This is a genomic window from Bacillus sp. X1(2014), assembly GCF_007678255.1.
The window spans coordinates 22,500-45,123 of record NZ_VEED01000007.1 but is presented as its reverse complement, the minus strand read 5'-3'; the positions used below and the strand labels follow the sequence as shown (position 1 = coordinate 45,123).

Annotated in this window: 21 protein-coding genes and 1 riboswitch; of the genes, 19 read left to right on the top strand and 2 right to left on the bottom strand. The window is 37.3% G+C overall.

The annotated features are described in order from the left end of the window. Positions 1 to 38: 38 nt before the first annotated feature. Positions 39 to 509: a hypothetical protein gene (locus tag FS608_RS14820; protein ID WP_144552262.1), complete on the bottom strand. Its 471-nt coding sequence runs from the start codon at positions 507 to 509 to the stop codon at positions 39 to 41. A 190-nt stretch (positions 510 to 699) separates the two neighbouring features. Between FS608_RS14820 and FS608_RS14815 the strand changes: the two genes are divergently transcribed. From FS608_RS14815 to FS608_RS14785, 7 genes are all read left to right on the top strand, one after another. Next, the gene (locus tag FS608_RS14815) at positions 700 to 1,461 is read left to right on the top strand and encodes an FG-GAP repeat domain-containing protein (RefSeq protein WP_144552260.1); all 762 of its coding nucleotides are present in this window, start codon (positions 700 to 702) and stop codon (positions 1,459 to 1,461) included. Between the two features lie 39 nt (positions 1,462 to 1,500). Continuing rightward, positions 1,501 to 1,989 carry a hypothetical protein gene (locus FS608_RS14810; protein ID WP_144552258.1) on the top strand — a complete coding sequence of 163 codons (489 nt, stop codon included), beginning with the start codon at positions 1,501 to 1,503 and terminating at the stop codon, positions 1,987 to 1,989. Positions 1,990 to 2,078: 89 nt separating this feature from the next. Next, complete coding sequence (locus tag FS608_RS14805; RefSeq protein WP_144552256.1) at positions 2,079 to 2,339, top strand: hypothetical protein; 261 nt, start codon at positions 2,079 to 2,081, stop codon at positions 2,337 to 2,339. Between the two features lie 247 nt (positions 2,340 to 2,586). Beyond that, positions 2,587 to 2,667: riboswitch (glycine riboswitch) on the top strand. Positions 2,668 to 2,822: 155 nt separating this feature from the next. Continuing rightward, positions 2,823 to 4,199, top strand: coding sequence for an amino acid permease (locus tag FS608_RS14800; RefSeq protein WP_144552254.1), 1,377 nt, complete (start codon positions 2,823 to 2,825; stop codon positions 4,197 to 4,199). 32 nt (positions 4,200 to 4,231) lie between these two features. Continuing rightward, positions 4,232 to 4,585 (top strand): hypothetical protein, encoded by a 354-nt coding sequence (locus FS608_RS14795; protein ID WP_144552252.1) that lies wholly within the window; start codon positions 4,232 to 4,234, stop codon positions 4,583 to 4,585. A 251-nt stretch (positions 4,586 to 4,836) separates the two neighbouring features. Beyond that, positions 4,837 to 6,057, top strand: coding sequence for an MFS transporter (locus tag FS608_RS14790; RefSeq protein ID WP_144552250.1), 1,221 nt, complete (start codon positions 4,837 to 4,839; stop codon positions 6,055 to 6,057). Positions 6,058 to 6,313: 256 nt separating this feature from the next. Further along, positions 6,314 to 7,564 (top strand): sensor histidine kinase, encoded by a 1,251-nt coding sequence (locus tag FS608_RS14785; RefSeq protein WP_144552248.1) that lies wholly within the window; start codon positions 6,314 to 6,316, stop codon positions 7,562 to 7,564. 184 nt (positions 7,565 to 7,748) lie between these two features. Here the strand turns inward: FS608_RS14785 and FS608_RS14780 are convergent, their stop codons facing one another. Next, positions 7,749 to 8,477, bottom strand: a complete 729-nt coding sequence (locus tag FS608_RS14780; protein ID WP_144552246.1) for a GntR family transcriptional regulator — start codon at positions 8,475 to 8,477, stop codon at positions 7,749 to 7,751. A gap of 192 nt (positions 8,478 to 8,669) precedes the next feature. On the opposite strand from FS608_RS14780, the gene FS608_RS14775 reads away from it, so the two are divergent. The 12 genes from FS608_RS14775 (at position 8,670) to FS608_RS14725 (ending at position 22,581) form a co-directional block, all read left to right on the top strand. Further along, a complete protein-coding gene (locus FS608_RS14775; RefSeq protein WP_144552244.1) occupies positions 8,670 to 8,978 on the top strand; it encodes a PTS sugar transporter subunit IIB in 309 nt (102 codons plus the stop codon). A 5-nt stretch (positions 8,979 to 8,983) separates the two neighbouring features. Further along, the gene (locus tag FS608_RS14770) at positions 8,984 to 10,354 is read left to right on the top strand and encodes a PTS sugar transporter subunit IIC (protein WP_144552242.1); all 1,371 of its coding nucleotides are present in this window, start codon (positions 8,984 to 8,986) and stop codon (positions 10,352 to 10,354) included. A gap of 27 nt (positions 10,355 to 10,381) precedes the next feature. Beyond that, on the top strand, positions 10,382 to 11,707 hold the full coding sequence (locus FS608_RS14765; RefSeq protein WP_144552240.1) for a 6-phospho-beta-glucosidase: 1,326 nt from the start codon (positions 10,382 to 10,384) through the stop codon (positions 11,705 to 11,707). 78 nt (positions 11,708 to 11,785) lie between these two features. Beyond that, positions 11,786 to 12,490, top strand: a complete 705-nt coding sequence (chbG, locus tag FS608_RS14760) for a chitin disaccharide deacetylase (RefSeq protein WP_144552238.1) — start codon at positions 11,786 to 11,788, stop codon at positions 12,488 to 12,490. 201 nt (positions 12,491 to 12,691) lie between these two features. After that, positions 12,692 to 14,053: an FAD-binding oxidoreductase gene (locus FS608_RS14755; protein WP_144552236.1), complete on the top strand. Its 1,362-nt coding sequence runs from the start codon at positions 12,692 to 12,694 to the stop codon at positions 14,051 to 14,053. 172 nt (positions 14,054 to 14,225) lie between these two features. Then, a complete protein-coding gene (locus FS608_RS14750) occupies positions 14,226 to 15,185 on the top strand; it encodes an aldolase catalytic domain-containing protein (RefSeq protein WP_144552234.1) in 960 nt (319 codons plus the stop codon). Positions 15,186 to 15,279: 94 nt separating this feature from the next. After that, complete coding sequence (locus FS608_RS31270) at positions 15,280 to 15,435, top strand: hypothetical protein (protein ID WP_260871692.1); 156 nt, start codon at positions 15,280 to 15,282, stop codon at positions 15,433 to 15,435. Then, positions 15,425 to 16,930 (top strand): ATP-binding protein, encoded by a 1,506-nt coding sequence (locus tag FS608_RS14745; protein WP_260871691.1) that lies wholly within the window; start codon positions 15,425 to 15,427, stop codon positions 16,928 to 16,930. Before FS608_RS31270 ends, FS608_RS14745 begins: the two co-directional genes overlap by 11 nt. Further along, positions 16,927 to 17,613 (top strand): response regulator, encoded by a 687-nt coding sequence (locus FS608_RS14740; RefSeq protein ID WP_144552232.1) that lies wholly within the window; start codon positions 16,927 to 16,929, stop codon positions 17,611 to 17,613. Before FS608_RS14745 ends, FS608_RS14740 begins: the two co-directional genes overlap by 4 nt. A gap of 154 nt (positions 17,614 to 17,767) precedes the next feature. Continuing rightward, a complete protein-coding gene (locus FS608_RS14735) occupies positions 17,768 to 19,060 on the top strand; it encodes a CitMHS family transporter (RefSeq protein ID WP_144552230.1) in 1,293 nt (430 codons plus the stop codon). An 82-nt stretch (positions 19,061 to 19,142) separates the two neighbouring features. Then, complete coding sequence (locus FS608_RS14730; protein ID WP_144552228.1) at positions 19,143 to 20,066, top strand: AEC family transporter; 924 nt, start codon at positions 19,143 to 19,145, stop codon at positions 20,064 to 20,066. A gap of 142 nt (positions 20,067 to 20,208) precedes the next feature. Continuing rightward, the gene (locus FS608_RS14725) at positions 20,209 to 22,581 is read left to right on the top strand and encodes a polyprenyl synthetase family protein (protein ID WP_144552226.1); all 2,373 of its coding nucleotides are present in this window, start codon (positions 20,209 to 20,211) and stop codon (positions 22,579 to 22,581) included. Positions 22,582 to 22,624: the final 43 nt, after the last annotated feature.

Genomic DNA, 22,624 nt, shown 5'->3' with positions numbered 1-22,624 from the left:
AAAGTTGTCCGCTCTCTTTCGGAGTGCCTTTTTTCTTATTAAAAGCAAGTAAACGATTGGATTTGTCGTAAGTCTATTCCAAAATAAACCCATCTAAATCCAGTCCAGCGATACCCTGAGACAGAGTTTCGACCGACATGGGTAGGATAAAACCAAAATTGTTGAAAACCTCTCAGCCATACATAGGTGTATCTGAATAAGCATCCTCTAATACCGCCTGGGTCAACTGCATATGCTGATACTTGTTGTTGAGGAACAAAAGATGGCGGTGGTGAAGTTGGTGGTCCTGCCTCTGAGCCTTGACCTGGTGGTGCAAACGGTGGTGGTGAAGTTGGCGGTCCTCCCATTGGCCCTTGACCTGGTGGTGCAAACGGGGGTTGAAAACCACCAAATTGTCTGTCACCAGGGTGGGAAGGATAATAATTCTCCACATAGTACGGAGTTGAATATAAGTAATCTTCTTGACTATTTTGATAGTTATAATACTGAGGTAGGTAATTAGGATACATAAATTGCACTCCTTTACATTTAAACTCACATCATCCTATTCATAAGTCATTTACCTATCATCTTGTACTTTCGTAAAAGTGTATTTATTTTTCGGTAAACAGATCATTTTCATGACCTATTGGTGTCACATAGGCATTTACCTGCATATGGTAAATCAAGTAAATGCAAATGTTTGCAGGGGGGATCTATTTGTACAGGCAATTTCAAGCACAAACCTATGGTCATGATACTTATTCTGGAAACATTGTGTTGCTTGATATGAGGCAAGGTGATGTTACAGGTGACGGTATAGTGGATTACGTCTATCTATATGGAAGAAAAAACGGTGAAACTGAAATCTTCGCTGATCAAATTACACTCATCATTCAAGATGGGCGTTCGAAACGGATTTCAACTATTAATCTTCAACATAATGCTGGATACAATGCTCAGCTCTTTCTGGGGGATTTTTCTAATGATAATGTATTGGATATTTTGGTAAGTATTGAAACTGGTGGAAGCGGAGGATACGGTATTTTCTATATTTACTCCCTCAGAAATAATATCCCCCACCTATTGTTTGATGTTGAAAAATATAATAAAAGTTATACCTTTAAAGTCAATTATGAGGACTTTTATAAAGTAACTGTAGGAAGCCCTTCATTAGATTTGCTTTTCACACTAGACATTAGTTACAAGGGGTATGATTATCTATCTGAGCTTTATGATGAAAATGGCAAAATAAAACAGCCAGTCAAAGGCGAAGTTCTTGCTGCAACAGCAGTATATCCCATTGTTACAAATTTAAAAAGCCTAAGTTATGATTTACTTGTTCTTCAACGGATTATTGGTACGTCTAATGCGGATACATTAGGTTATGTCGAAAACCTTTTAACATGGAATGGAACTCAATTTATATCCACATCATTGGCAGTAGAGATTTTTGGAACAAAGTTAAGCAGTACCTATTAGTGTGGGGCAGTTATTAATATTATCGTAGGAGGTAAAAGGATGACAAAATTTTTTTCATTTCATGGAACTATCACCATGATTACTGACCTTGTAGGACAAAATGGTGCAGGAGAAGGCTGTAATAAATTAATAACTGTAGAAAACGGTACGGGAGCAATAGTAAATTTCGTGGTCTCACCATCGACTTATTTTGTTGACCATGTAATGGTGGCAGTAGGAGATCGCTTGACTGGTTATTATGACGGAAATGCACCTGCACTACTTATTTACCCTCCACAATATCCAGCACTTGTCATGGTAAAAGATAGCCCATATCAGAATGTAAAAGTAGATTATTTTAATAGTGAATTGGAGAGTAGTGATGGACGGTTACGATTAAATATATCTCCATATACCCAAATACTTTTAACAAATGGGCAGCCCTTTACAAAAAACCCTGCGAACAGAGATCTTATTGTCATTTATGGACCAGCCACAAAAAGTATCCCCGCCCAAACCACACCTTATAGAATTATCGTTTTGTGTTAGGAATGTTAATTACATCTTACTTATTTTTCAAGAACTTTGTACAAGGTTTTTGCCATAATCTATTGTATCAATATATGAGGGTGTTCAATATGAGAAGTAAAAGGGAAATTCAAGGTCAACCACAGACAATGATTGGTCAAGCATGGACCGGTCGACATGTGATCTTACTTCACTGTACAAACAATAATCAATTTATAAATCTTTATAAAAGTTACCATGCTCCAATTGAGCCACCACGTCAAAATTGTGCAGAAACGTTGTCACAATTATTGAGTATCGGTTATCGTATTATGGCGATTACTCCCATCACAGCCAATCACATTCAATATTTACTAGTCCTAGGAGACTAAGACAAAAATGGCCATTCCGATGGAGTGGGTTCATTTTTGTTCCTTCATGATTTTAGATTCTGCATAATATATATTGACAAAGTGATAGAATACTACTAAAATTAGAAATTATTCAACAATAATGTAGTTTGTGAATTTAGATGATTGGTAAATAACTTTTTTAAGTGGGAGATTTTTAAACCTTTGGTTCTTCAATACAAAATTTAATAATAAGCGAGCTATGAATGCTATGGGTCAAACTATAGCAGGAGCAGCTTCTGGAGAGACCGCAGGATATCTGCGGCGCCGAAGGGTTCATAATCTCAGGCAAAAGGACAGAAGAGTACGTATTTTATTTGTTATTCTGACAAAAGAGTGATGAATATTATTTGTTATTCTTATGACTATGAGATTGGAGCTGATCCAATCTCTTTTTTTTATGGTATTTAACCTTATGTTCATCTCTTCACAACTCATTTTTTGCAAAATAAGGAGGAAATGAAAATGGCACAACAAGAATTAAAACGAGATTTAAAAGATCGACATGTACAACTGATTGCGATTGGCGGTACGATTGGGACAGGTTTATTTCTTGGTTCAGGAAGAGCAATCCAGTTAGCAGGACCATCTATCATATTAGCTTATTTAATCGTTGGTATTGCATGCTTTTTTGTGATGAGGGCACTTGGCGAGTTGCTATTATCGAATGCGGGCTATCAATCCTTTACGGATTTTGCCGAAGAGTATATTGGACCATGGGCAGGTTTTGTGACAGGGTGGACGTATTGGTTTTGTTGGATCATGACTGCCATGGCTGATATTATTGCTGTCGGGGTTTATGTGCAATATTGGTTCGATATCCCTCAATGGATCCCTGCATTAATCTGTTTAATTTTATTATTGGGATTGAATTTACTAACCGTAAAGCTATTTGGAGAATTAGAGTTTTGGTTTGCAATCATCAAAGTCATTACCATTCTTGCTTTAATCGTAATAGGGATCATTTTATTGTTTATTGGATTTCAAACCGATTCAGGCACAGTTACAGTCAAAAATCTCTGGGAACACGGTGGTCTATTTCCAAATGGAATATCAGGCTTCTTTCTATCTTTTCAGATGGTTGTCTTTGCATTTGTAGGTGTTGAATTAGTCGGTGTCTCTGCAGCGGAAACATCTAATCCAAGAAAAAATATTCCATCTGCCATTAATAAAATCCCGCTGCGAATATTATTTTTCTATGTGGGAGCCCTATTCATACTTTTATGTATCAATCCTTGGACAGAATTGAATGCTGCCAATAGCCCATTTGTTAAGACGTTTAGCTTAGTAGGTATTCCAATTGCTGCAGGTATTATCAATTTTGTTGTCCTAACATCAGCAGCATCTGCATGTAATAGCGGATTATTTTCAACCAGCCGAATCTTGTTTAATTTAAGTGGTCATAATCAGGGACCTGCTAAATTTGCCAAATTAAATAAAAACCATGTACCAAGTAACGCATTATTTATTTCCACACTTGTTCTTTCAGCCGGTGCTCTTTTAAGTAAGTTGATTCCAGAACAAGCCTTTGGAATCGTGACAACAATCAGTGCGATTTGTTTTATTTGGGTTTGGAGCATCATATTAATTTGTCATTTGCGCTACAGGAAATCACGTCCAGATTTACATGAAAAGTCGATTTTTAAAGCACCGTTTGCACCGTTTATCAATTATGTCGTCCTAACGTTATTTACACTCATTCTTTTTATAATGCTATTTGCCGAAGCAACTCGTACAGCTTTATTATTAACACCTGTTTGGTTCATACTTTTATTCATTTTATATACATTTAAAAAGAAAAATGGTGTCAGCCTAAGATCTCAAAACATACACTCTTCATAATGATGTTTTTTTAGACAGTGAGGAGTGGCGTTATGAAGTTTGAGATGCAAAAGGCGAATTTGCTTGCTGAGAATATTAATGGGTTTATAACATATGTTCAAAAATGTCATGTCAATAAAAACAGCAACAGGTTTACACTGGATAAATTGTATCAAATAAAACTTTTTATTGAAGAGTATAAGTTTCAGATCCTAGCAGATGAATTGATTCGAATTAATAAGTTTGATTGGGATGAAAAGTATACGTATTATTTAGTGGATCAATTTATAAAAGGGCTTAAGATTATTGACGAATACGTAAAAAATCATTACAATGACCTATTTCTGTTGACGGGCAGACTATATACTTTAAATAATCTCAGTGAATCATTTAGTAGGAGGGAATAATGTGATGCCTCTATTCCTTAAAAGACTCTACTAGTTATTTCTTATTGTCACATAAATATTATCATGTTACTATTAGATGAAATTAAATTCCTTTAAATTGGTCCAGAGAGGCCAAAAAGGCGAAAGTAAACTTCATATATACTTTGTTACGTATATGAATGCCCTTTTGTCCTTTGGATGAAAGGGCATTTTATTTTTGCCAACTATCTTTTAATCATAGTCCTGTGAGGCTTGAAAGGAGAACGACAGAAATGGATTATCGCAGAAAAACAGTAGTCGCATCAGTAGCAGGTTTAACATTAGAGGGCATGGATATCATGTTCATCTCCTTTGCCATGTCGATGATTATAGCTCAGTTTCATATTGATATGGTGGCAGGAGGGCTCATTTCTTCTATTACAAATCTAGGAATGCTAGCTGGGGGAGTCATTTTCGGCATATTAGCAGATAAATTTGGGAGAGTTAAAATATTTACTTATACAATTATCCTATTTGCTATCGGTACCGCGTTAACCGGTCTAGCCGTAAATATTGAGCAAGTTTACATCTTTCGGTTTATTGCCGGCTTGGGTGCTGGCGGGGAATACGGAATTGGAATGGCCCTTGTGGCTGAAGCATGGCCAAAGAATAAACAAGGACGGGCTTCTTCTTATGTGAGCATCGGTGCACAATACGGTGTAATTCTCGCAGCTCTCCTAAGCGCAATTATCCTTCCTTCATGGGGATGGAGAGGTTTGTTTTTCATAGGATTGGTTCCTGTTATATTCGCCTTTATCGTAAGAAAGAAATTAGACGAATCTCCTGAGTGGCTAGCTGCAAATAAGAAAAAACAATTGGTACCTAAGGAATGGAAACTAAAGCAATTGTTTGCGACTCCAAGAACTTCAGTAACAACCATTGCTCTAGCAGTCATGGCAACTGTCCAAATTGCCGGTTATAATGGTTTGATGATTTGGCTCCCATCGATGCTGCAACAATCCCAAGGATTATCCGTTTCAAATTCGGCCCTTTGGACGATTAGCACTGCAGCTGGTATGATCGCAGGGATGTTAACATTTGGACAATTTATCGATCGCTTTGGAATGAAACGCTCATATGGAATCTTCTTATTCGCTTCCGCTGTCGCTGTCTTTTTATATGCCTTTGCGTCAGGGAGTGCCGGTTTATTAATCGGAGGTGCAATCGTCGGATTTTTCTCTAATGGTATGTTTGCGGGTTATGGGGCATTAATAAGCAGTTTCTATCCAGTAGAAATTCGAAGCACAGCAACCAACACAATCTTTAACTTTGGTCGAGCATTAGGGGGATTATCTCCTATTTTAGTAGGATATATCCTGCAGCATGCTAATGTTACGGCGGCAATGGGATATCTAGCTTTACTCTACTGTATCTCCTTTATTGCAATGATTAGTTTGAAAAAAGGAGAAACTACTACTCTAGAGCAAAACAAAACATTTTCTAAAGTAGTGTAAATTACAATAAAAAACCTCATTATGCAAGAGGCACGAATCACTTTTGATTTGTGCCTCTTTTTCTTTGGAATGAACTAAATCCCTTTTCTCAACTTTAAATTGGATTATAGAAAAAAAGTAAATTATCATGATAAAATGGACTCAATAAGAAAGGTAAAAAAGGTAATGTAAGTGCAACAAGGAATGTAACAGAATCAATAACATTAAATTACTCTGCAAGATTCAGATTTATAATAGAATATGAAAGGTAACAAACATGAGTATAATCAAGGATTTTTTGCTGCAACTAACAATTATGGTCATTCCCATATTTACTTACTATACATTTATTACGGAGTGGGTAAAGAGTAGTAAAAATAGAAACGTAATCATGTCTATTTTGTGGGGAATATCTATATTATTTTGCATGTCCTTTCCAGTGGATTTTGGTCAAAATGCTCGTATAGAGTTAAGAATTATTCCTCTCTTATTAGGGACCCTTTACGGTGGAGTTTGGCCCGGTATCTTTCTTTCGGCTCTTATCATTCTTTATCGACTTTATTTTGGGATCAGTGTTGGATTTTATAATACTATATTTGTCTTATTATTTTCACTGCCTGTTATCTTGTTTTTTCAAAAATCGTTTGCGAGTTCGAAAAAAGATAGAAGGGTTAAAATGGCAGTTGGTCTTGCCTTTTACTACTGTCTTATTGGGCTTACTATTTTTGGTATTCTCAGAGGTTTTTCCATAGAGTATTTGAAAGTACAGATCATTCATCTTGTCTTCGCGGTGGTAGTTACTTTGTTCTTCACTATCCTAACTGAAACAATTAGGGAGATTCACCAGATGCGATTAGAGATGGAAAACTCGGAGAAATTACGAGTGATAAGTGAGTTAACAAGTGTTTTCGCTCATGAAATTAGAAATCCGATGCAAGTGACACGTGGCTTTCTGCAACTTCTAAACGAACCTGATTTGCCTAGTAAAAAGAAGGAATATATCCAATTATCCATTGAAGAGCTAGATCGCGCCAATGAAATTATCAATGATTTTTTAACTTTTGGAAAACCCGCCATAAATCACCACGAAAGAATCAATGTTGGAAATCAGTTACATCGCGTAGTAAATATTATACAAAGCTACTCCCTAAACTATAATGTTGAAATTAAAACTGATTTTTTTGATGGTTGTTGGATTTATGTTAATCCTCAAAAATTAAACCAGTCTTTGATTAATATTTTAAAAAATGCGATAGAGTCTATGCCGAATGGTGGAATTGTTTGGATTACATGTACTTCAACCGATGATGGAAATATAAAGATAAGCATAAAGGACCAAGGAATCGGAATGACAAAAGAACAAATTGCTAGGCTTGGATCTCCGTTTTATTCCTTAAAGGAAAGTGGGACAGGACTAGGAATGATGGTAAGTTTTCAAATTGTCCGTTCTTTCAAAGGTAAAATTCATGTGAACAGTGCAAAGGGGATGGGGACAGAATTTATTATTCTTTTACCCAAGATAACCTAAAGTAAGAAAACCTATGCCAAATATTCTATTTCTCTACTGAATTTGAGTTTAATTAGAATTAAAAGAGGAGAAACCCCTTAATAAAAGAAAGATCAGAGAAGCCGATTTATTGGCTTCTCTTTTTCTCGATTGCAGATTCGAATGCACAGCAGGTACCAAAACCTTCTGTTTTTACTATTCATCATTAGTAATTTCTTTCAATGACAAAATGAGCCATATCCCCACGATAGATGGTTTTCGAATATTCAATAATCGAACCATCAAGAAGATAAGCAAAGGTATCAAGCACAAAGCAAGGGTCACCAACACGGATATGCAGTTTTTCAGCTGCCTCTTGGTCGGCAATAAACAATTCAAGGTTTTCAATTGTCTTGTTTATTTTTAAACTAAATTGGGTTTCCAATAGTTTATATAATGACGTTTCACAACCATGTTTATTTAAAGCCGGGGTTTTATACCAGGGTAAATAGGCAATTTCAAATTGGATTGGCTCTTCATTTACATAACGTATCCGCTCTAGCGCATTAACTGGTTCTCCTTCTTGAATCTTTAATTGCTCGCTAAGATATTCATCGGCAGGTATAACTTCTAATTGTAATACTTTGATTGATGGTTTCTTTCCCTGCATGGAAATTTGACTCGAAAAGTGTTCAACTGTTGTTGTCAATATTTGTTTTACTTTGTTTGCGGAGACAAATGTTCCACTTCCCCGTTTACGATAGACATAACCTTCCAAAGTTAGTTGTTGTAATGCATTTCGTATGGTTGTCCTACTTACTCCATATTTCTCACAAAATTCTGCCTCAGTAGGCAGCTGTGAGTCGGGTTTATATTCCCCTTCGTTAATCAATTGAATGATTGCTTCTTTTACTTTAAGGTGCAGAGCACTTCCGTCTTTCCCTTCTTCTAACATAATGGTTTTCCCCCTCAATACTTATAGAATAACAAAAAAGCAGCTTAAATGGACTAAAAAAATACAATACACCAATTTGTAATAACAAATTATCATACAAGTAACAAATTCATGAAATTTGTATTGCAAATTGTTTGAATTGTATTTACAATATGATTAAAGAATGTAATCGCTTTCATAAGGGGGATATGAATGAAGATTTTATTATGCTGTTCCGCAGGTATGTCTACAAGTCTATTGGTTTCAAAAATGGAGGTAAGTGCCAAATCTCAGGGAATCAATTGTGAAATTTGGGCAGTTGGTTCTACTGAAATAAATGACCAAATTAATAAAGCAGATGTACTGCTCCTTGGTCCACAAGTTCGCTACATGCTGCCTCAGCTTAAAAAAGCAGGAGAAAAGCAGGGTATTCCGGTAGATTCTATTAACCCCCAGCATTATGGTCTTTGTAATGGAGAAGAGGTTTTAAAACAGGCTATAAATTTAATTAAAGGGGTGTAGTTCACATGATGAATTTTATTGATAAATTTATTATGCCTTTCGCAAATAAGCTTGGAAACAACAGGCATCTTCTTGCTATCCGTGATGCTTTGGTGGGAATGATCGCGATTACGATGATTGGTTCGTTAGCCGTGTTATTAAACAATCTAGGAAAAGTACCTGGTATTGGAAAATATTATGAAAAATTAATGATCTCTCTTTTCGGTGAAACGTGGACAACATTGGGGGGAGATATATGGTGGGGCACCCTCGCTTTTATGACGATATTTGCTGTTTTCGGGATTGCGAATAAATTGGCAAAGTCTTACGGTGACGATGGATTCGAAGCGATGCTTGTAGCAGGTGCAGCCTTCTTTGTTCTGATTCCTCAAGTTGCCAATGTATCAATTACTCCAGAAGGTGGCGAGGCAGTCACCGGTGGAGCATGGGGATTTATTGGCTGGAATTATTTCAATGCTACAGCCCTTTTCACTGGTATTATTGTTGCGATTGTTTCGACAGAAATCTTTGTTCGCCTAGCTAAAATCAAGTTTTTGATCATTAAATTGCCTGATGGAGTTCCACCAGCAGTATCTCGTTCATTTGCAAAGCTTCTTCCAGGAATGGCAACCATCTTTACCATCGGGTTGTTCGGACTTATATTACGCAAATTTATTAGTGATGGCGCTTATTTAAACGATTGGATTAATAGAGTACTCGTTTCACCGCTTACAGGTGCAGTAGATTCGATGCTGTTTGCTATTTTAATCGTATTCTTGGTCCATGGATTTTGGATCCTTGGTCTTCATGGTCCAAACATTCTTGGAGGAATTACAACTCCTTTAATGACCAAACTGGGACAAGAAAATGTCAATATGTATGCACAAGGTGTAGAGGATTTAGGAAAATACCACATTCTTTCAGGGTCATTCTTGGATGCCTTTGTTTATCTTGGGGGTTCTGGTGCAACTTTAGGTTTACTAGTTGCGATGTTTATCGCTGGCCGCAAGCGTAATAAGCAATTAATTGCGTTAGGTACTCCTCCTGGGGTATTTCAAATCAATGAACCTATTCTTTTCGGATTGCCAATTGTATTGAACCCCATCTGGTTCATTCCGTTTATACTAGGACCAATCATCATGACCATAATAGCCTATACATCTATTAGTTTAGGTTTGGTTCATCCAGTTGTTGCTGATATCCCATGGGTGACTCCTGCGATTGTAGGAGGATTACTTGCAACTGGCGGGCATGTATCAGGTGCAATTTTAGCATTAGTGAATTTAGTCATTTCTGTCGCCATTTATTTGCCTTTTGTTATCGCTCAGGGACGAATAGACGCAAGAAGAGAAAAGGGTGAAACATCATCCCAACCTACTGATAGCTTAAATATGTAGATAAAATTCAACAAGAGGTGTTTTAAAATGAAAGACGGTTTAAAAATCGTAACGATAGGCGGGGGATCGAGCTATACCCCCGAACTTATTGAGGGATTTATTAAATATTATAATGAATTGCCAGTCCGTGAATTATGGTTGGTCGACGTGGAAGAAGGCAAAGAAAAGCTCGAAATTGTCGGTGATCTTGCAAAAAGAATGGTTGAAAAGGCAGGAGTTCCAATTAAAATCTATTTGACGTTAGACCGAAAAAAAGCGTTAAAGTCTGCGGATTTCGTAACCACTCAATTTCGCGTTGGTTTGCTTGAAGCACGTATGAAGGATGAGAGTATTCCATTGAAACACGGTGTACTTGGCCAGGAAACAAATGGACCTGGAGGTTTATTTAAAGCACTAAGGACCATTCCAGTCATTCTTGATATTTGCCGAGAAATGGAAGAGGTTTGCCCGAATGCCTGGCTCATAAACTTTACAAATCCTGCCGGGATGGTCACAGAGGCTGTCCTTCGTTTTAGTAATATTGATAGAGTGGTAGGTTTGTGTAATGTGCCTATTGGAATGGAAATGGGCGTTGCAAAACTATTAGGAGTAAAACCTCATAGAGTTAGAATTGATTTTGCAGGATTAAACCACATGGTTTACGGATTAAATGTTTTTGTTGATGGTGTATCGGTTAAGGATCAGGTGATTAACTTAATTAATGATCCAGAGAAAAGCATTACCATGCAAAACATTCATGCCATGGGTTGGGAGCCAGAGTTCCTCCGAGCGTTAGATGTTTTTCCATGCCCGTATCATAATTACTATTATAAATCAGGGGACATGCTTGAAAAAGAATTGAAAAATTATCAAGAAGGCGGGACACGTGCTGAAGTCGTTAAAAAACTAGAAGACGAGCTATTTGAGTTGTATAGAGACCCTAATTTAGCCATTAAGCCGCCTCAATTAGAAATGAGAGGCGGCGCCTATTATAGTGATGCAGCTGTAAGGCTCATACACTCGATGTATACGGACAAACGTGACATCCAGGCAGTAAACACCGTAAATAGGGGAGCAATCTCAAGTCTCCCTTTTGATTCCGCTGTAGAACTCAGCTGTATCATTACAAAGGATGGGCCGAAACCTATTGCTGTGGGCGATTTACCGATACAAGTTCGTGGACTTGTTCAACAAGTGAAATCATATGAAAGGGTAGCGATTGAAGCGGCAATTAGTGGTGATTATGCAACAGCGTTACTGGCCATGACAATAAATCCTTTTGTACCAAGCGATCGTGTGGCAAAAGTCATTTTGGACGAAATGCTCGAAGCACATAAGGAATATTTACCTCAGTTCATTAAGATCAAACCATAATTCAAGAATGACAAAGCTATATTTCTCATTAGGATGATGCTTTGTGTTTTGCAAAAAAATCATTAAGGTGATTAAATCATGATTAAATTAATTGTTAACGCGGACGACTTTGGATTTAGCCATGGTGTAAACCATGGTATCATCGACAGTTATATGTATGGGATTGTAAATTCAACCACGATGATGATGACCATGCCTGGGACTGAACATGCCATTCAATTGGCAAGAAAATATCCAAATTTACGGGTAGGGATTCACCTTGTCCTAACATGTGGGAAACCATTAGTTGACAATGTACCTTCATTGGTTGATGATACTGGTCATTTTAAATCCTTGTCTACATTTAACCCTACAGTAATTTCATTAGATGAACTGGAAAGAGAGTGGACTGCTCAGATCGAACAATTTATCGGTACTGGACTTAAACCAACTCATCTTGATAGCCATCACCATGTTCATACCTTAAAAGAATTAAATCCAGTGATTAAGAGATTATCAGCAAAATTCAAACTGCCAGTAAGGAAGAATGGGTTCGATCCCATTGATGGTGTGGACTCTTTCTCAGACGTATCATTGTTCGATTTCTATGGTGAAGGTGTCAAACCAAATTATTTTACGAAGTTGAAAGAACGTTTTAAAGATGGCATGACTGTGGAAGTGATGTGTCACCCGGCATACCTAGATAATAACCTATTACACGGGTCATCCTATGCTTTTCAGAGATTAACAGAGTTAGAAATTCTGACATCAGTAAAATTACCTAAAGGCATTATTTTAATGTAAACTGTTTGATGTACATATATCAAGACGATAAGTAGAATAGTCTCAATAAGAACCTTGTAGTCACCTATTTAATATTATTAGGTGACTTTTTTGCATGTTCTAAAGGTTAGGAGTTGGCAGGAAATTGCGAATAGTTTGTAAAAAAAGAATAAAAGAGTAATAATGATTTATAATTACTTACAAAGAGAGGATGTATAACCCTTGGAATGGAAACAAGCTTTGAGAAACCTGCTTCCAATAGAACAAATCAGTGAAAATCCAACGATATTAGAACATCACAGCAAGGATGAATCCTATCATCAACCTGTGAAACCAGATATTGTAGTTTTTCCAAAAAATAAGCAAGAGATTTCGGAGATTATGAAAATAGCATACAAGTATCATATACCTGTAGTTCCTTTTGGTGTAGGTTCTAGCCTTGAAGGCCACCCAATCCCAGTTTCAGGTGGGATCTCAATGGATTTTCAGTTGATCAATCATATTATTGAAGTACGGGAGAACGATCTACTTGTAAAGGTACAACCAGGTGTGACTCGAAAACAATTAAATAAAGCACTTAAAAAGTATGGTCTCTTTTTTCCAGTTGATCCTGGTGCAGACGCGACGATTGGCGGGATGACGAGTACGAATGCCTCAGGGACAACCACCGTTAAATATGGTGCCATGAAAGATGTAGTTAGAGGTATTGAGGTAGTTTTAGCAAATGGAGAAATAGTAAACCTGGGCGGATTAGCAGCCAAATCTTCTTCAGGGTATAATTTAACACCTTTATTTGTTGGCTCAGAAGGAACATTAGGAGTTTTTACTGAAATCACTTTAAAAGTTTTTGGAATTCCGGAAGCGACACTTGCATGCAGAGCCGTCTTTCCTTCTGTCGATCATGCGATTAAGGCCGCGAATGCTATGGTCTCATCAGGCATTCCCATAGCCCGTATTGAACTTGTAGATGCTCGTTCTATGAAACAAGTAAATATACATAACGAAACGAAATACCCTGAGCAGCCAACTCTATTTATGGAGTTCCACGGAAATGAAGAAGGGATAAAGGCCGATGTTAAATTTGCAAAAGAATTAGCAGATTTAGAGGGTTGTTCTCAGTTTGAATTTGAAACAGACTCTTTGAAAAAAGCGAAGTTGTGGGAGGCACGTCATACCCTTGCATATGCCTTTAAACATGGTTATCCAGCGAAGAAAAATATGAGTACGGACGTGTGTGTACCATTATCTAAACTTCCGGATGCCATTTCTCATGCAAGTTCGTTACTTGAAAAGTATGGTTTGATTGGCGGCATCGTAGGGCATGTGGGGGATGGAAACTTTCATGCATTAATTATGATTGATCCTAATGACCCCGTTGAATCCGATAAGGCACATACTGTAAATCAAAAAATTGTAGACTATGCGATTGATTGTGGCGGAACAGCGACAGGTGAACATGGAATTGGGCTTGGGAAGATCGACTACCTATATAAAGAACATGCTAGTTCTATACATCTAATGAAAATGATAAAGGACCAGTTTGATCCACTTGGAATATTAAATCCAGGGAAGATGTTTAAATAATATAAGATTCAAATGTTTTCGTAATATACGTCGGTTTTACGAATTTTCCGAAAAATAGGTTGACACTTACGGATAAACCGTGTTATAAACACAATAAGAAATTTTAGTACTTAAAAGTATAAAAGTATGAAATAATATTGAAAAAGTGAAATTTACAGGGGGAAATACTATCATGGAACACCGTAGTAAAATATTAGACTGTACCATTCGTGATGGAGGATTAGTTAACAATTGGGATTTCAGTGTCGAATTTGTTCAGGACTTGTATGAAGGCCTAAGTGCTTCAGGTGTTGAATACATGGAGATTGGTTACAAAAATTCTCCTAAACTTCTTAACGCGACCGAGCCCAACCCATGGAGATTTCTAGATGATAACTTCTTGAAAGAAATTATCCCTGTGAAAAAGTTCACCAAGCTATCAGCTTTAGTAGATATTGGGCGTGTAGATCCCAATGATATTCTTCCACGTGAACAAAGTGTTTTAGATATGATTCGAGTGGCTTGCTATATCCGTGAAGTAGATAAGGGCTTAGAACTTGTTCAAATGTTCCATGATTTGGGTTATGAGACTTCCCTTAACATTATGGCACTATCAAGTGTCCCTGAACAACAGCTGATTAAAGCATTCGAATTGGTGAAGGAAAGTCCTGTCGATGTTGTCTATATCGTTGACTCCTTTGGCAGCTTAGATCCTGTGGATATTGAGCATCAAGTGAAAAAGTTCAAAGAGATGATTCCGAACAAACAACTGGGAATCCATACACATAACAATATGCAGTTAGCCTTTGCCAATACCTTAACTGCACTTCGTAATGGGGTTACCTTCCTGGATTCTTCTGTATATGGCATGGGACGGGCAGCTGGCAACTGTAACACTGAACTTCTCGTTAGCTACATCCAAAAATCAAGCTATGAAATTAAACCAGTACTTGGAGTCATTGAGAAGCACATGCTTGAAATGCGTGAAAAGTGGGAGTGGGGCTATATTATTCCCTATATGGTTTCAGGTGTACTGAATGAACATCCACGTGTGGCCATGGCTTACCGTGATAGTGCTGAGCGAGATAAATTCGTAGATTTTTATGATAAAGTAACATCACCTGAAAGTACAGTGGCTACTACATTAAAATAGTTGATGAATCAAAGTACCTCTTTCGAAGGGGTACTTTTTTATTTTTAGTAAAAGGTATGTTTCCAGAAAGAATTCTGAGTTATAAAAGGATATAATGAAGTTTGTGCGATTCTATGAAGTTCAACAGGGGGGAATGCTGCCTGAAATCCAAAAAAATATCGCTGCAGATAAAAATATTTGGGCTCGTTCTATTACTAGGACTATTTTTAATCCTTCTGCTTACAGTATTTTTCAGTTATATGGAAAGTAAACAAATAGAGGAAAACAGGGGCAGGATGGCGCTGGAAATTTCAAAAACGGTTTCATTTATACCTACGATCATTTCTGCGTTTCAAACTAGTGATCCATCCAAAACAATACAGCCCTTAGCAGAGAAGATTCGAAAAGAAACCGGTGCTGAGTTTGTTGTCATCGGAAACAAAGAGGGGACAAGATTTTCGCATCCTTTACCATCGATGATTGGAAAGAAAATGAAGGGCGGAGATAACCAAAGGGCAATTAAGCAAGGGGAATATTATGTCTCTAAGGCAAAGGGGTCACTTGGCCCTTCAATAAGAGGTAAATCTCCTATTTTTAACAAAAAGGGTGAAGTAATCGGAATCGTTTCTGTAGGATTTCTGCTTGAAGATATCCATCAGCAAATTATGAATAATCTTACCAAGGTACTTCTTGTTTCACTATTTGCATTTTTGGTTTCTCTATTTGGAAGTATCCTGCTGGGAAAAAATATCCGCAAAGATACCCTGGGACTAGAACCGTTTGAAATTGCAGCACTTTATAAAGAAAAGAATGCTGTGCTTCATGGAGTGAAAGAAGGAATTTTAGCTATTGATAAAGAGGGATACATCACGATGATGAATCAGCCTGCAAAGAGACTATTACAAATAAATGGGTCGGTTCGGCATATAAAAGTAGATGGGCTGTTTCCTTCTGATTATTTATATGAAGTTTTAAAATCGGGAAATCCACAAGTTGATAAAGAAATGGTCTGGAAAGATAAAACTGTTATTGTCAACTGTACTCCCCTCTTTGAAGGGGCTGAAATAAGTGGAGTGGTCGCTTCTTTTCGAGATAAAACCGAAATTGAACAAATGTTAAATACCCTATCAGAAGTAAATAGCTATTCGGAAGATCTTCGTGCACAAACACATGAATACACCAATAAATTATATGTGTTATTAGGACTGCTTCAGCTAGGAGAAAATAAACAAGCAATTGAAATGCTCCAATCTGAAACACAGGTGTTGCAATTTCAGAATTCGATTGTTTTTAACCATATCAAAGACACGAAAGTCCAAGCTATTCTTTTAGGAAAATTGGGTAAGGCTTCCGAAAAGAAGATAAAGTTTGAGATCGTATCTGATAGCTTTTTAAAGGAATTGCCACCCCATTTTAAGCTTTCGAACTTAATTGTGATTCTTGGAAACTTAATTGACAATGCCTTTGAAGCTGTCTATGGTATGGATTCTCCTACGGTAAAATTCTTCGCTACAGATATTGGCAGTGATATCATATTTGAGATTGCGGATAATGGGAAAGGAATAACGGATGTAGAAATTCCACTCCTATTTTCAAGAGGGTTTACATCTAAAGAAGGGGCCGAGCCGAGGGGATTTGGTCTTTCCAATGCAGAGGATGCTGTGTTAGAAATGAATGGTATGATTGAGGTGCAGAGTACCCAGGAAAGTGGAACTGTCTTTACCGTATACCTGCCGAAGGAATTCGAGAGGAGTGACAAAACTTGAATAGGATAAAAGTCGCAATTGCAGAAGATGATTTCAGAATAGCCGATATCCATGAGAAATTTTTAAATAAGTTTAAAGAAATCGAAGTGGTTGGAAAGTCATTAAATGGAGAACAAACACTCGAACTGTTACAGGAGAAAAATCCCGACTTACTGATTCTTGATGTCTATATGCCAGACATGCTTGGGTCTGATTTGCTTCCGATCATCCGAGAGCGTTTCCCAAAAATAAGTATCATTATGGTCACAGCTGCGACTGATAAGATTTTCATTGAAAGAGCACTAAGCTACGGAGTAGAAAATTATTTAATTAAACCTGTAAATAGGGAAAGATTTGACGAAGTGATCTTAGAATATATAAAAAAATACTCCCTTCTATCGTCAGGACAAGCCGTAGACCAGAATTATGTAGACCTTTTGTTCGGAAATAATAAGGTTGAAAAGGTGGGGAAGGCTACAGGATTACCTAAAGGAATTGATGAAATTACCCTTGGAAAGGTGAAAAACGCACTACAATTTAAAGAAAAGGGTCTTTCTGCTGAAGAAGTGGGAAAGGAAATCGGTGCTTCCCGAATTACAGCACGAAGATATCTAGAATATCTATCCTCCATAAAAGAGGCAAAAGCGGAAGTGGTGTATGGAATTGTTGGAAGGCCGGAAAGAAAATATTATTCGGTTAAGTGAGGATGCTAATTGGCATCCTTTTTGCATGTTAAGATTGCCGTGAACTAAATGAACAAAATATAGAATAATGTACGATAATAACTTTATTTTGGAAACGTTTTCACTCTGGAATATTTAGATTATTATTAATTTACAAACAAAAGGGGGTAAAATGATGCTGGCAATTTTAGGATTTTTAATGATTTTTATTTTTATGATACTTATTATGACAAGACGTCTATCAGCGATGATTGCATTAATGGTGGTGCCGGTTGTATTTGCGTTAATTGGTGGTTTTGGAAAAGAAATGGGACCAATGGCGCTTGAGGGGATAAAAAGCGTAGCACCAACAGGAATTATGATTCTTTTTGCTATTCTCTTTTTCGGAATTATGATTGATGCAGGCGTATTTGATCCGATCATCTCGACAATCTTAAAAGTAGTAAAAGGGGATCCTGTAAAAATAGCGATTGGAACAGCAGTACTTGCCTTAATAATTTCCCTTGATGGTGACGGAACGACTACATATATGATCACCATTTCAGCGATGCTTCCATTGTATAAACGCATTGGTATGAGACCTTTGGTCCTTGCCGGAATTGCTGTATCTTCTTCAGGTGTAATGAACCTTCTTCCATGGGGAGGGCCTACTGCTAGAGCAATGACAGCACTGCATCTTGAAATGGGGGATATCTTTACACCGGTAATCCCTAGTATGATCGGCGGCGTGTTGTTTGTATTATTTATGGCATACTGCCTTGGTAGAAAAGAGCGTAAACGTGTTGGAGTTTTAGAAATAGATTATAGCACGATGGCTATGATGGCAGCTACTTCTGAGGATGCTTATCTGAAACGTCCAAAACTAATACTTGTAAACTATCTATTAACCATTCTACTTTTAGTTGCATTAATCCAAGAATTACTGCCTTCTACTGTATTGTTTATGATAGGTTTTGCCATTGCGATTACGCTTAATTATCCAAATATAAGTGAACAAAAAGAACGAATCATGCACTATGCGGATAACGCATTATCTGTTGTTTCGATGGTATTTGCTGCAGGGATTTTTACGGGTATTCTTTCAGGAACGAAAATGGTGGATGCCATGGCACATACAATGATTACTCATATTCCCGATGCTCTAGGCTCCCATTTTGCACTCATTACAGCAATAGCCAGTGCTCCATTTACATTCTTTATGTCCAATGATGCCTTTTATTATGGAGTTCTCCCATTGCTTGCTAAAGCTGCAAGTGTGTATGGAATTGATCCAGCAATGATTGGAAGAGCATCACTATTAGGATTACCAGTTCATTTATTAAGCCCTTTAGTACCGTCCACTTATTTATTAGTTGGTATGGTTGGAGAAGATTTCGGCGATCTGCAGCGTACTTTTCTAAAATGGGCATGCGGATCAACAGCAGTGATGATATTAGTTGCGGTTCTATTGTCAATTATTCCAATCTAACAGTTAATTCATAGTCCAAAGACTCGAATAAGAGTTTTTGGACTAAATTTGATTTTAAGGGAGTAGAATAAAGGAGAGTTTTATGGAAGTATTCTTTCTTATTGTATTAAATGTCATTTTGCCTGTTTTTATTTTAATAGGAGCAGGTGTCTTTCTTCATCGAAAATTTAAGTTTGATATGAACACTTTATCAAAGCTAAATACTTATTTTCTCATGCCCTGTGTCAGTTTTGTAAATATTTATCAAAATAATGTTGGCGGAGAAACACTTTTGCATATTCTTGGCTTCTTAGTAATACAATGTTCAAGCTTAATGATCATAAGTAGTCTAATATCTAAAGTGGCGAAATTTGACAATGGTCTGTCTTCCACTTTTAAAAATAGCGTGGTCCTAAATAATTCTGGAAACTTTGGTTTACCTGTCAGTCAACTTGTTTTTCAACATAATCCATTGGGTGCATCCATACAGATTGTCGTCATGATTTTTCAGAATTTGCTAACCTACACTTATGGTTTACTGAATTCTGTTTCTGCTGATCAAAATGGATTGAAAGCAATGAAGGAGTTTCTAAAAAACCCCGTCATATATGCCTTTTTATTAGGATTGTTCCTCCATATGTATCATATTAATATCCCAACTTTTCTATGGACTCCAATAAACAATACTTCCAATGCATTTTTGGCAGTGGCGCTAATTACATTAGGGGCACAAAGTGCTTATTTAAAAATAAGTCGTTTCTCCTTGCCGCTTTTTCTAAGTTTATTTGGTCGTTTAATCCTATCGCCTACCATCGCATTCATCATCATTTTATCTTTAAAACTGGATGGCTCTACGGCACAGGCGTTATTTATAGCAAGCTCGTTTCCTACATCAAGAAACAGTGCACTTTTCGCTTTAGAATATGGAAATCATCCAGAATACGCTGCACAAGTTGTTTTGTTATCTACTTTATTTAGCGGGATTACAGTAACCACAGTTGTATTTTTATCGAAAATTTTATTTTAACTTTGTGAAGACCGTTTATTTATTTAAACGGTCTTGTTGTTGACATACTATATTGTTAAACTCTATAACATTAAATATAATGAGAATAGTTTGATAGTTAAAAAGAATAAACAATCAATCTTAAGAAGAGGGTAATGAATGTATGAATGAGGAGTTAATAAAAACTGCAAATATAAGCTATGAGATGGCTGAGCAAAAAGCTGCTCATTATTTTCATTCCCTTTATAAACAGGTAATGGAAAAGACCTATGTCGAGACACTCTCAAAAGATATCTACTCCTGGAAACGTAACCATATTCGTCATCATTCGCTATTATCCTTCTTTTCACGAGGAAAGGGAAAACCTGATTCTCGCGCTTATCACAATTATATCCAATGGCTCAATTACACTGGTAAACTAGATAATTACTTAGATCGAAGTATTTCTTATATTTTCATGCGCGATATGGGAAAAGCCTTGGATTCTCCAGAGACACAGAACAGGGTCAAACGTGTCGTTGACAGTTTGAAAAATCAACTAATCTATTCTGGTACGCCAGAACGAACTACCCAAAATGAGATGTTTAGTATGGCGGGGTTATACCGTTTGGCACAAAAAGAGGGCATCGAATCCACGTTGATCTGGTTATTTAACAAACTAAAGACTGTGTCTGATAATATTCCAAACGGGATGGATGCCGCAAACGCCGAGCGAAAGCTCATTAAAATCATCGCCGGGGTACTCATGAATGAAATGGAAGAGATGAGTGATGAGTTATCCGCTGAAGAGCGTTCGCAAAAACTTGCTGATGCGATCAGACTGGGGTATTCCTATGGTTTGACCTACCCCTTTATTGACGACCTTCTTGATGCAGGAATCTTATCCATAGAAGAGGAAAAACAATATTCCAATTTGATACGTACCAGCCTAATTACAGGAATCGTGCCTAAATTAGGTGATTGGCCGGATAAAAACGTGAACCTGATCCGATATATTCATTCCGAACTCCGCGATGCATTTGAGTACATAACATCTCGTCTGCGACCAGAAACGAGAAATAAATTTTTCGAGCAGGCCTACGTGTTTTTTCATTCTCAGGAAGTTGACCGTATAAAGGATTTATCCAATCCTAATTATACAAATGAAGAACTATACATCCCAGTCATTTTAAAATCCTCTTCATCTCGATTGATTGTTCGCTCGGTAATTAATGCCCCAGAGGATGAAGGCTTCGATAATCGCACATTCTATTACGGTATATATAACCAGCTTGCTGATGATTTTGCTGATATGTATGAAGACTTGAAAGATGGCAGGGTAACGCCCTATACCTATTATTTAAAATATCATGATCAGCGTACAGATCTGATTAACCCATTTGAATTATATTGGACAGTTATTTCTAATCTGATCCATCAGGTTTATCACTCAGATAGCAAGGCTATAGAGGTGATTCTCGACCGAGCAATAAACGGCCTTAAGCGCTATAAAGAACGTATGGGTACCGATAGATATAACGACGTGATGAAGCTTTTTGCTTATGGGAATCCTACATTCAATCGTGTCATTCAAAAGATGGTACGTAAAGCGGATGATGTTGATTTCTTTGATAAACTTCTTCGAGATCATATGATAACAACGTTGAGGAATCAACGGAACGAGCAGGAAATCTTTAAAGATACGGTTGAAACGATTCGCAAGGAAATCAACCACATCTTAAAAATCCCGAAGACCGAGGATGTTGAGCCGCTTATTGATGCTGCCAATTACAGTCTGGAAGGTGACGGGAAGCGATTAAGGCCAATCATGACTTGGGTTATGGGAGTAAACGAATATGGACTAAATAAGTCAGCCATCGTGCCGCTTTTGAAAGCATTAGAATATTTGCATACGGCTTCATTAATCTTCGATGATTTGCCATCGCAGGATAATGCCTCTACCCGTAGAGGGCGTCCAACCCTGCATCAAGTATTTAACGTTTCTATCGCGGAATTAACGGGCCTCTTCTTGACTCAGAAAGCTATTGAGGAACAAGCATCTCTTGACCAATTTGATTCCAAGGTTGTACTTCAATTAATCCACTATTCGGCTCAGATGACGGCAGTTATGTGTAAGGGTCAAGCCATGGATTTGGATTCTAAAGGGAAACAATTGAGCCTGGAACAATTAAATACAATGTGTTTTTATAAAACTGGTTTAGCATTCGAAGCATCGCTGATCATGCCCGCTATTCTTGCCCAAGTGAAGGAGTCCGAAATAGCCGCCTTAAAAAAGTTCGCCCATCATGCCGGGATTGCGTTCCAGATAAAGGATGATCTGCTTGATGTTGAAGGGGATACGAATTTATTAGGAAAACCAATTGGCAAAGATGCAGAAAACAACAACTCGACTTTTGTGTCTATCCTAGGTTCTGATGAGGCTAGAAGGGAAATGTGGGAACATTATTGTCAGGCGATGGAAGCATTGCAAGAGGTACCGCGCAATATTCCTTTTTTAAAACATTTATTGAATTATATAGTTAATCGTGACCATTGATGGTGGTTTATGTCGAAAATGATAGTCTCTTTTATCCATTCAC

Excerpts from the sequence above, each read along its gene's own strand:
- FS608_RS14820 (WP_144552262.1), bottom strand. The coding sequence starts at position 509 with ATGTATCCTAATTACCTACCTCAGTATTATAACTATCAAAATAGTCAA.
- FS608_RS14810 (WP_144552258.1), top strand. The coding sequence starts at position 1,501 with ATGACAAAATTTTTTTCATTTCATGGAACTATCACCATGATTACTGAC.
- FS608_RS14805 (WP_144552256.1), top strand. The coding sequence starts at position 2,079 with ATGAGAAGTAAAAGGGAAATTCAAGGTCAACCACAGACAATGATTGGT.
- FS608_RS14800 (WP_144552254.1), top strand. The coding sequence starts at position 2,823 with ATGGCACAACAAGAATTAAAACGAGATTTAAAAGATCGACATGTACAA.
- FS608_RS14795 (WP_144552252.1), top strand. The coding sequence starts at position 4,232 with ATGAAGTTTGAGATGCAAAAGGCGAATTTGCTTGCTGAGAATATTAAT.
- FS608_RS14790 (WP_144552250.1), top strand. The coding sequence starts at position 4,837 with ATGGATTATCGCAGAAAAACAGTAGTCGCATCAGTAGCAGGTTTAACA.
- FS608_RS14785 (WP_144552248.1), top strand. The coding sequence starts at position 6,314 with ATGAGTATAATCAAGGATTTTTTGCTGCAACTAACAATTATGGTCATT.
- FS608_RS14780 (WP_144552246.1), bottom strand. The coding sequence starts at position 8,477 with ATGTTAGAAGAAGGGAAAGACGGAAGTGCTCTGCACCTTAAAGTAAAA.
- FS608_RS14775 (WP_144552244.1), top strand. The coding sequence starts at position 8,670 with ATGAAGATTTTATTATGCTGTTCCGCAGGTATGTCTACAAGTCTATTG.
- FS608_RS14770 (WP_144552242.1), top strand. The coding sequence starts at position 8,984 with ATGATGAATTTTATTGATAAATTTATTATGCCTTTCGCAAATAAGCTT.
- FS608_RS14765 (WP_144552240.1), top strand. The coding sequence starts at position 10,382 with ATGAAAGACGGTTTAAAAATCGTAACGATAGGCGGGGGATCGAGCTAT.
- chbG (WP_144552238.1), top strand. The coding sequence starts at position 11,786 with ATGATTAAATTAATTGTTAACGCGGACGACTTTGGATTTAGCCATGGT.
- FS608_RS14750 (WP_144552234.1), top strand. The coding sequence starts at position 14,226 with ATGGAACACCGTAGTAAAATATTAGACTGTACCATTCGTGATGGAGGA.
- FS608_RS31270 (WP_260871692.1), top strand. The coding sequence starts at position 15,280 with ATGAAGTTTGTGCGATTCTATGAAGTTCAACAGGGGGGAATGCTGCCT.
- FS608_RS14745 (WP_260871691.1), top strand. The coding sequence starts at position 15,425 with ATGGAAAGTAAACAAATAGAGGAAAACAGGGGCAGGATGGCGCTGGAA.
- FS608_RS14735 (WP_144552230.1), top strand. The coding sequence starts at position 17,768 with ATGCTGGCAATTTTAGGATTTTTAATGATTTTTATTTTTATGATACTT.
- FS608_RS14730 (WP_144552228.1), top strand. The coding sequence starts at position 19,143 with ATGGAAGTATTCTTTCTTATTGTATTAAATGTCATTTTGCCTGTTTTT.
- FS608_RS14725 (WP_144552226.1), top strand. The coding sequence starts at position 20,209 with ATGAATGAGGAGTTAATAAAAACTGCAAATATAAGCTATGAGATGGCT.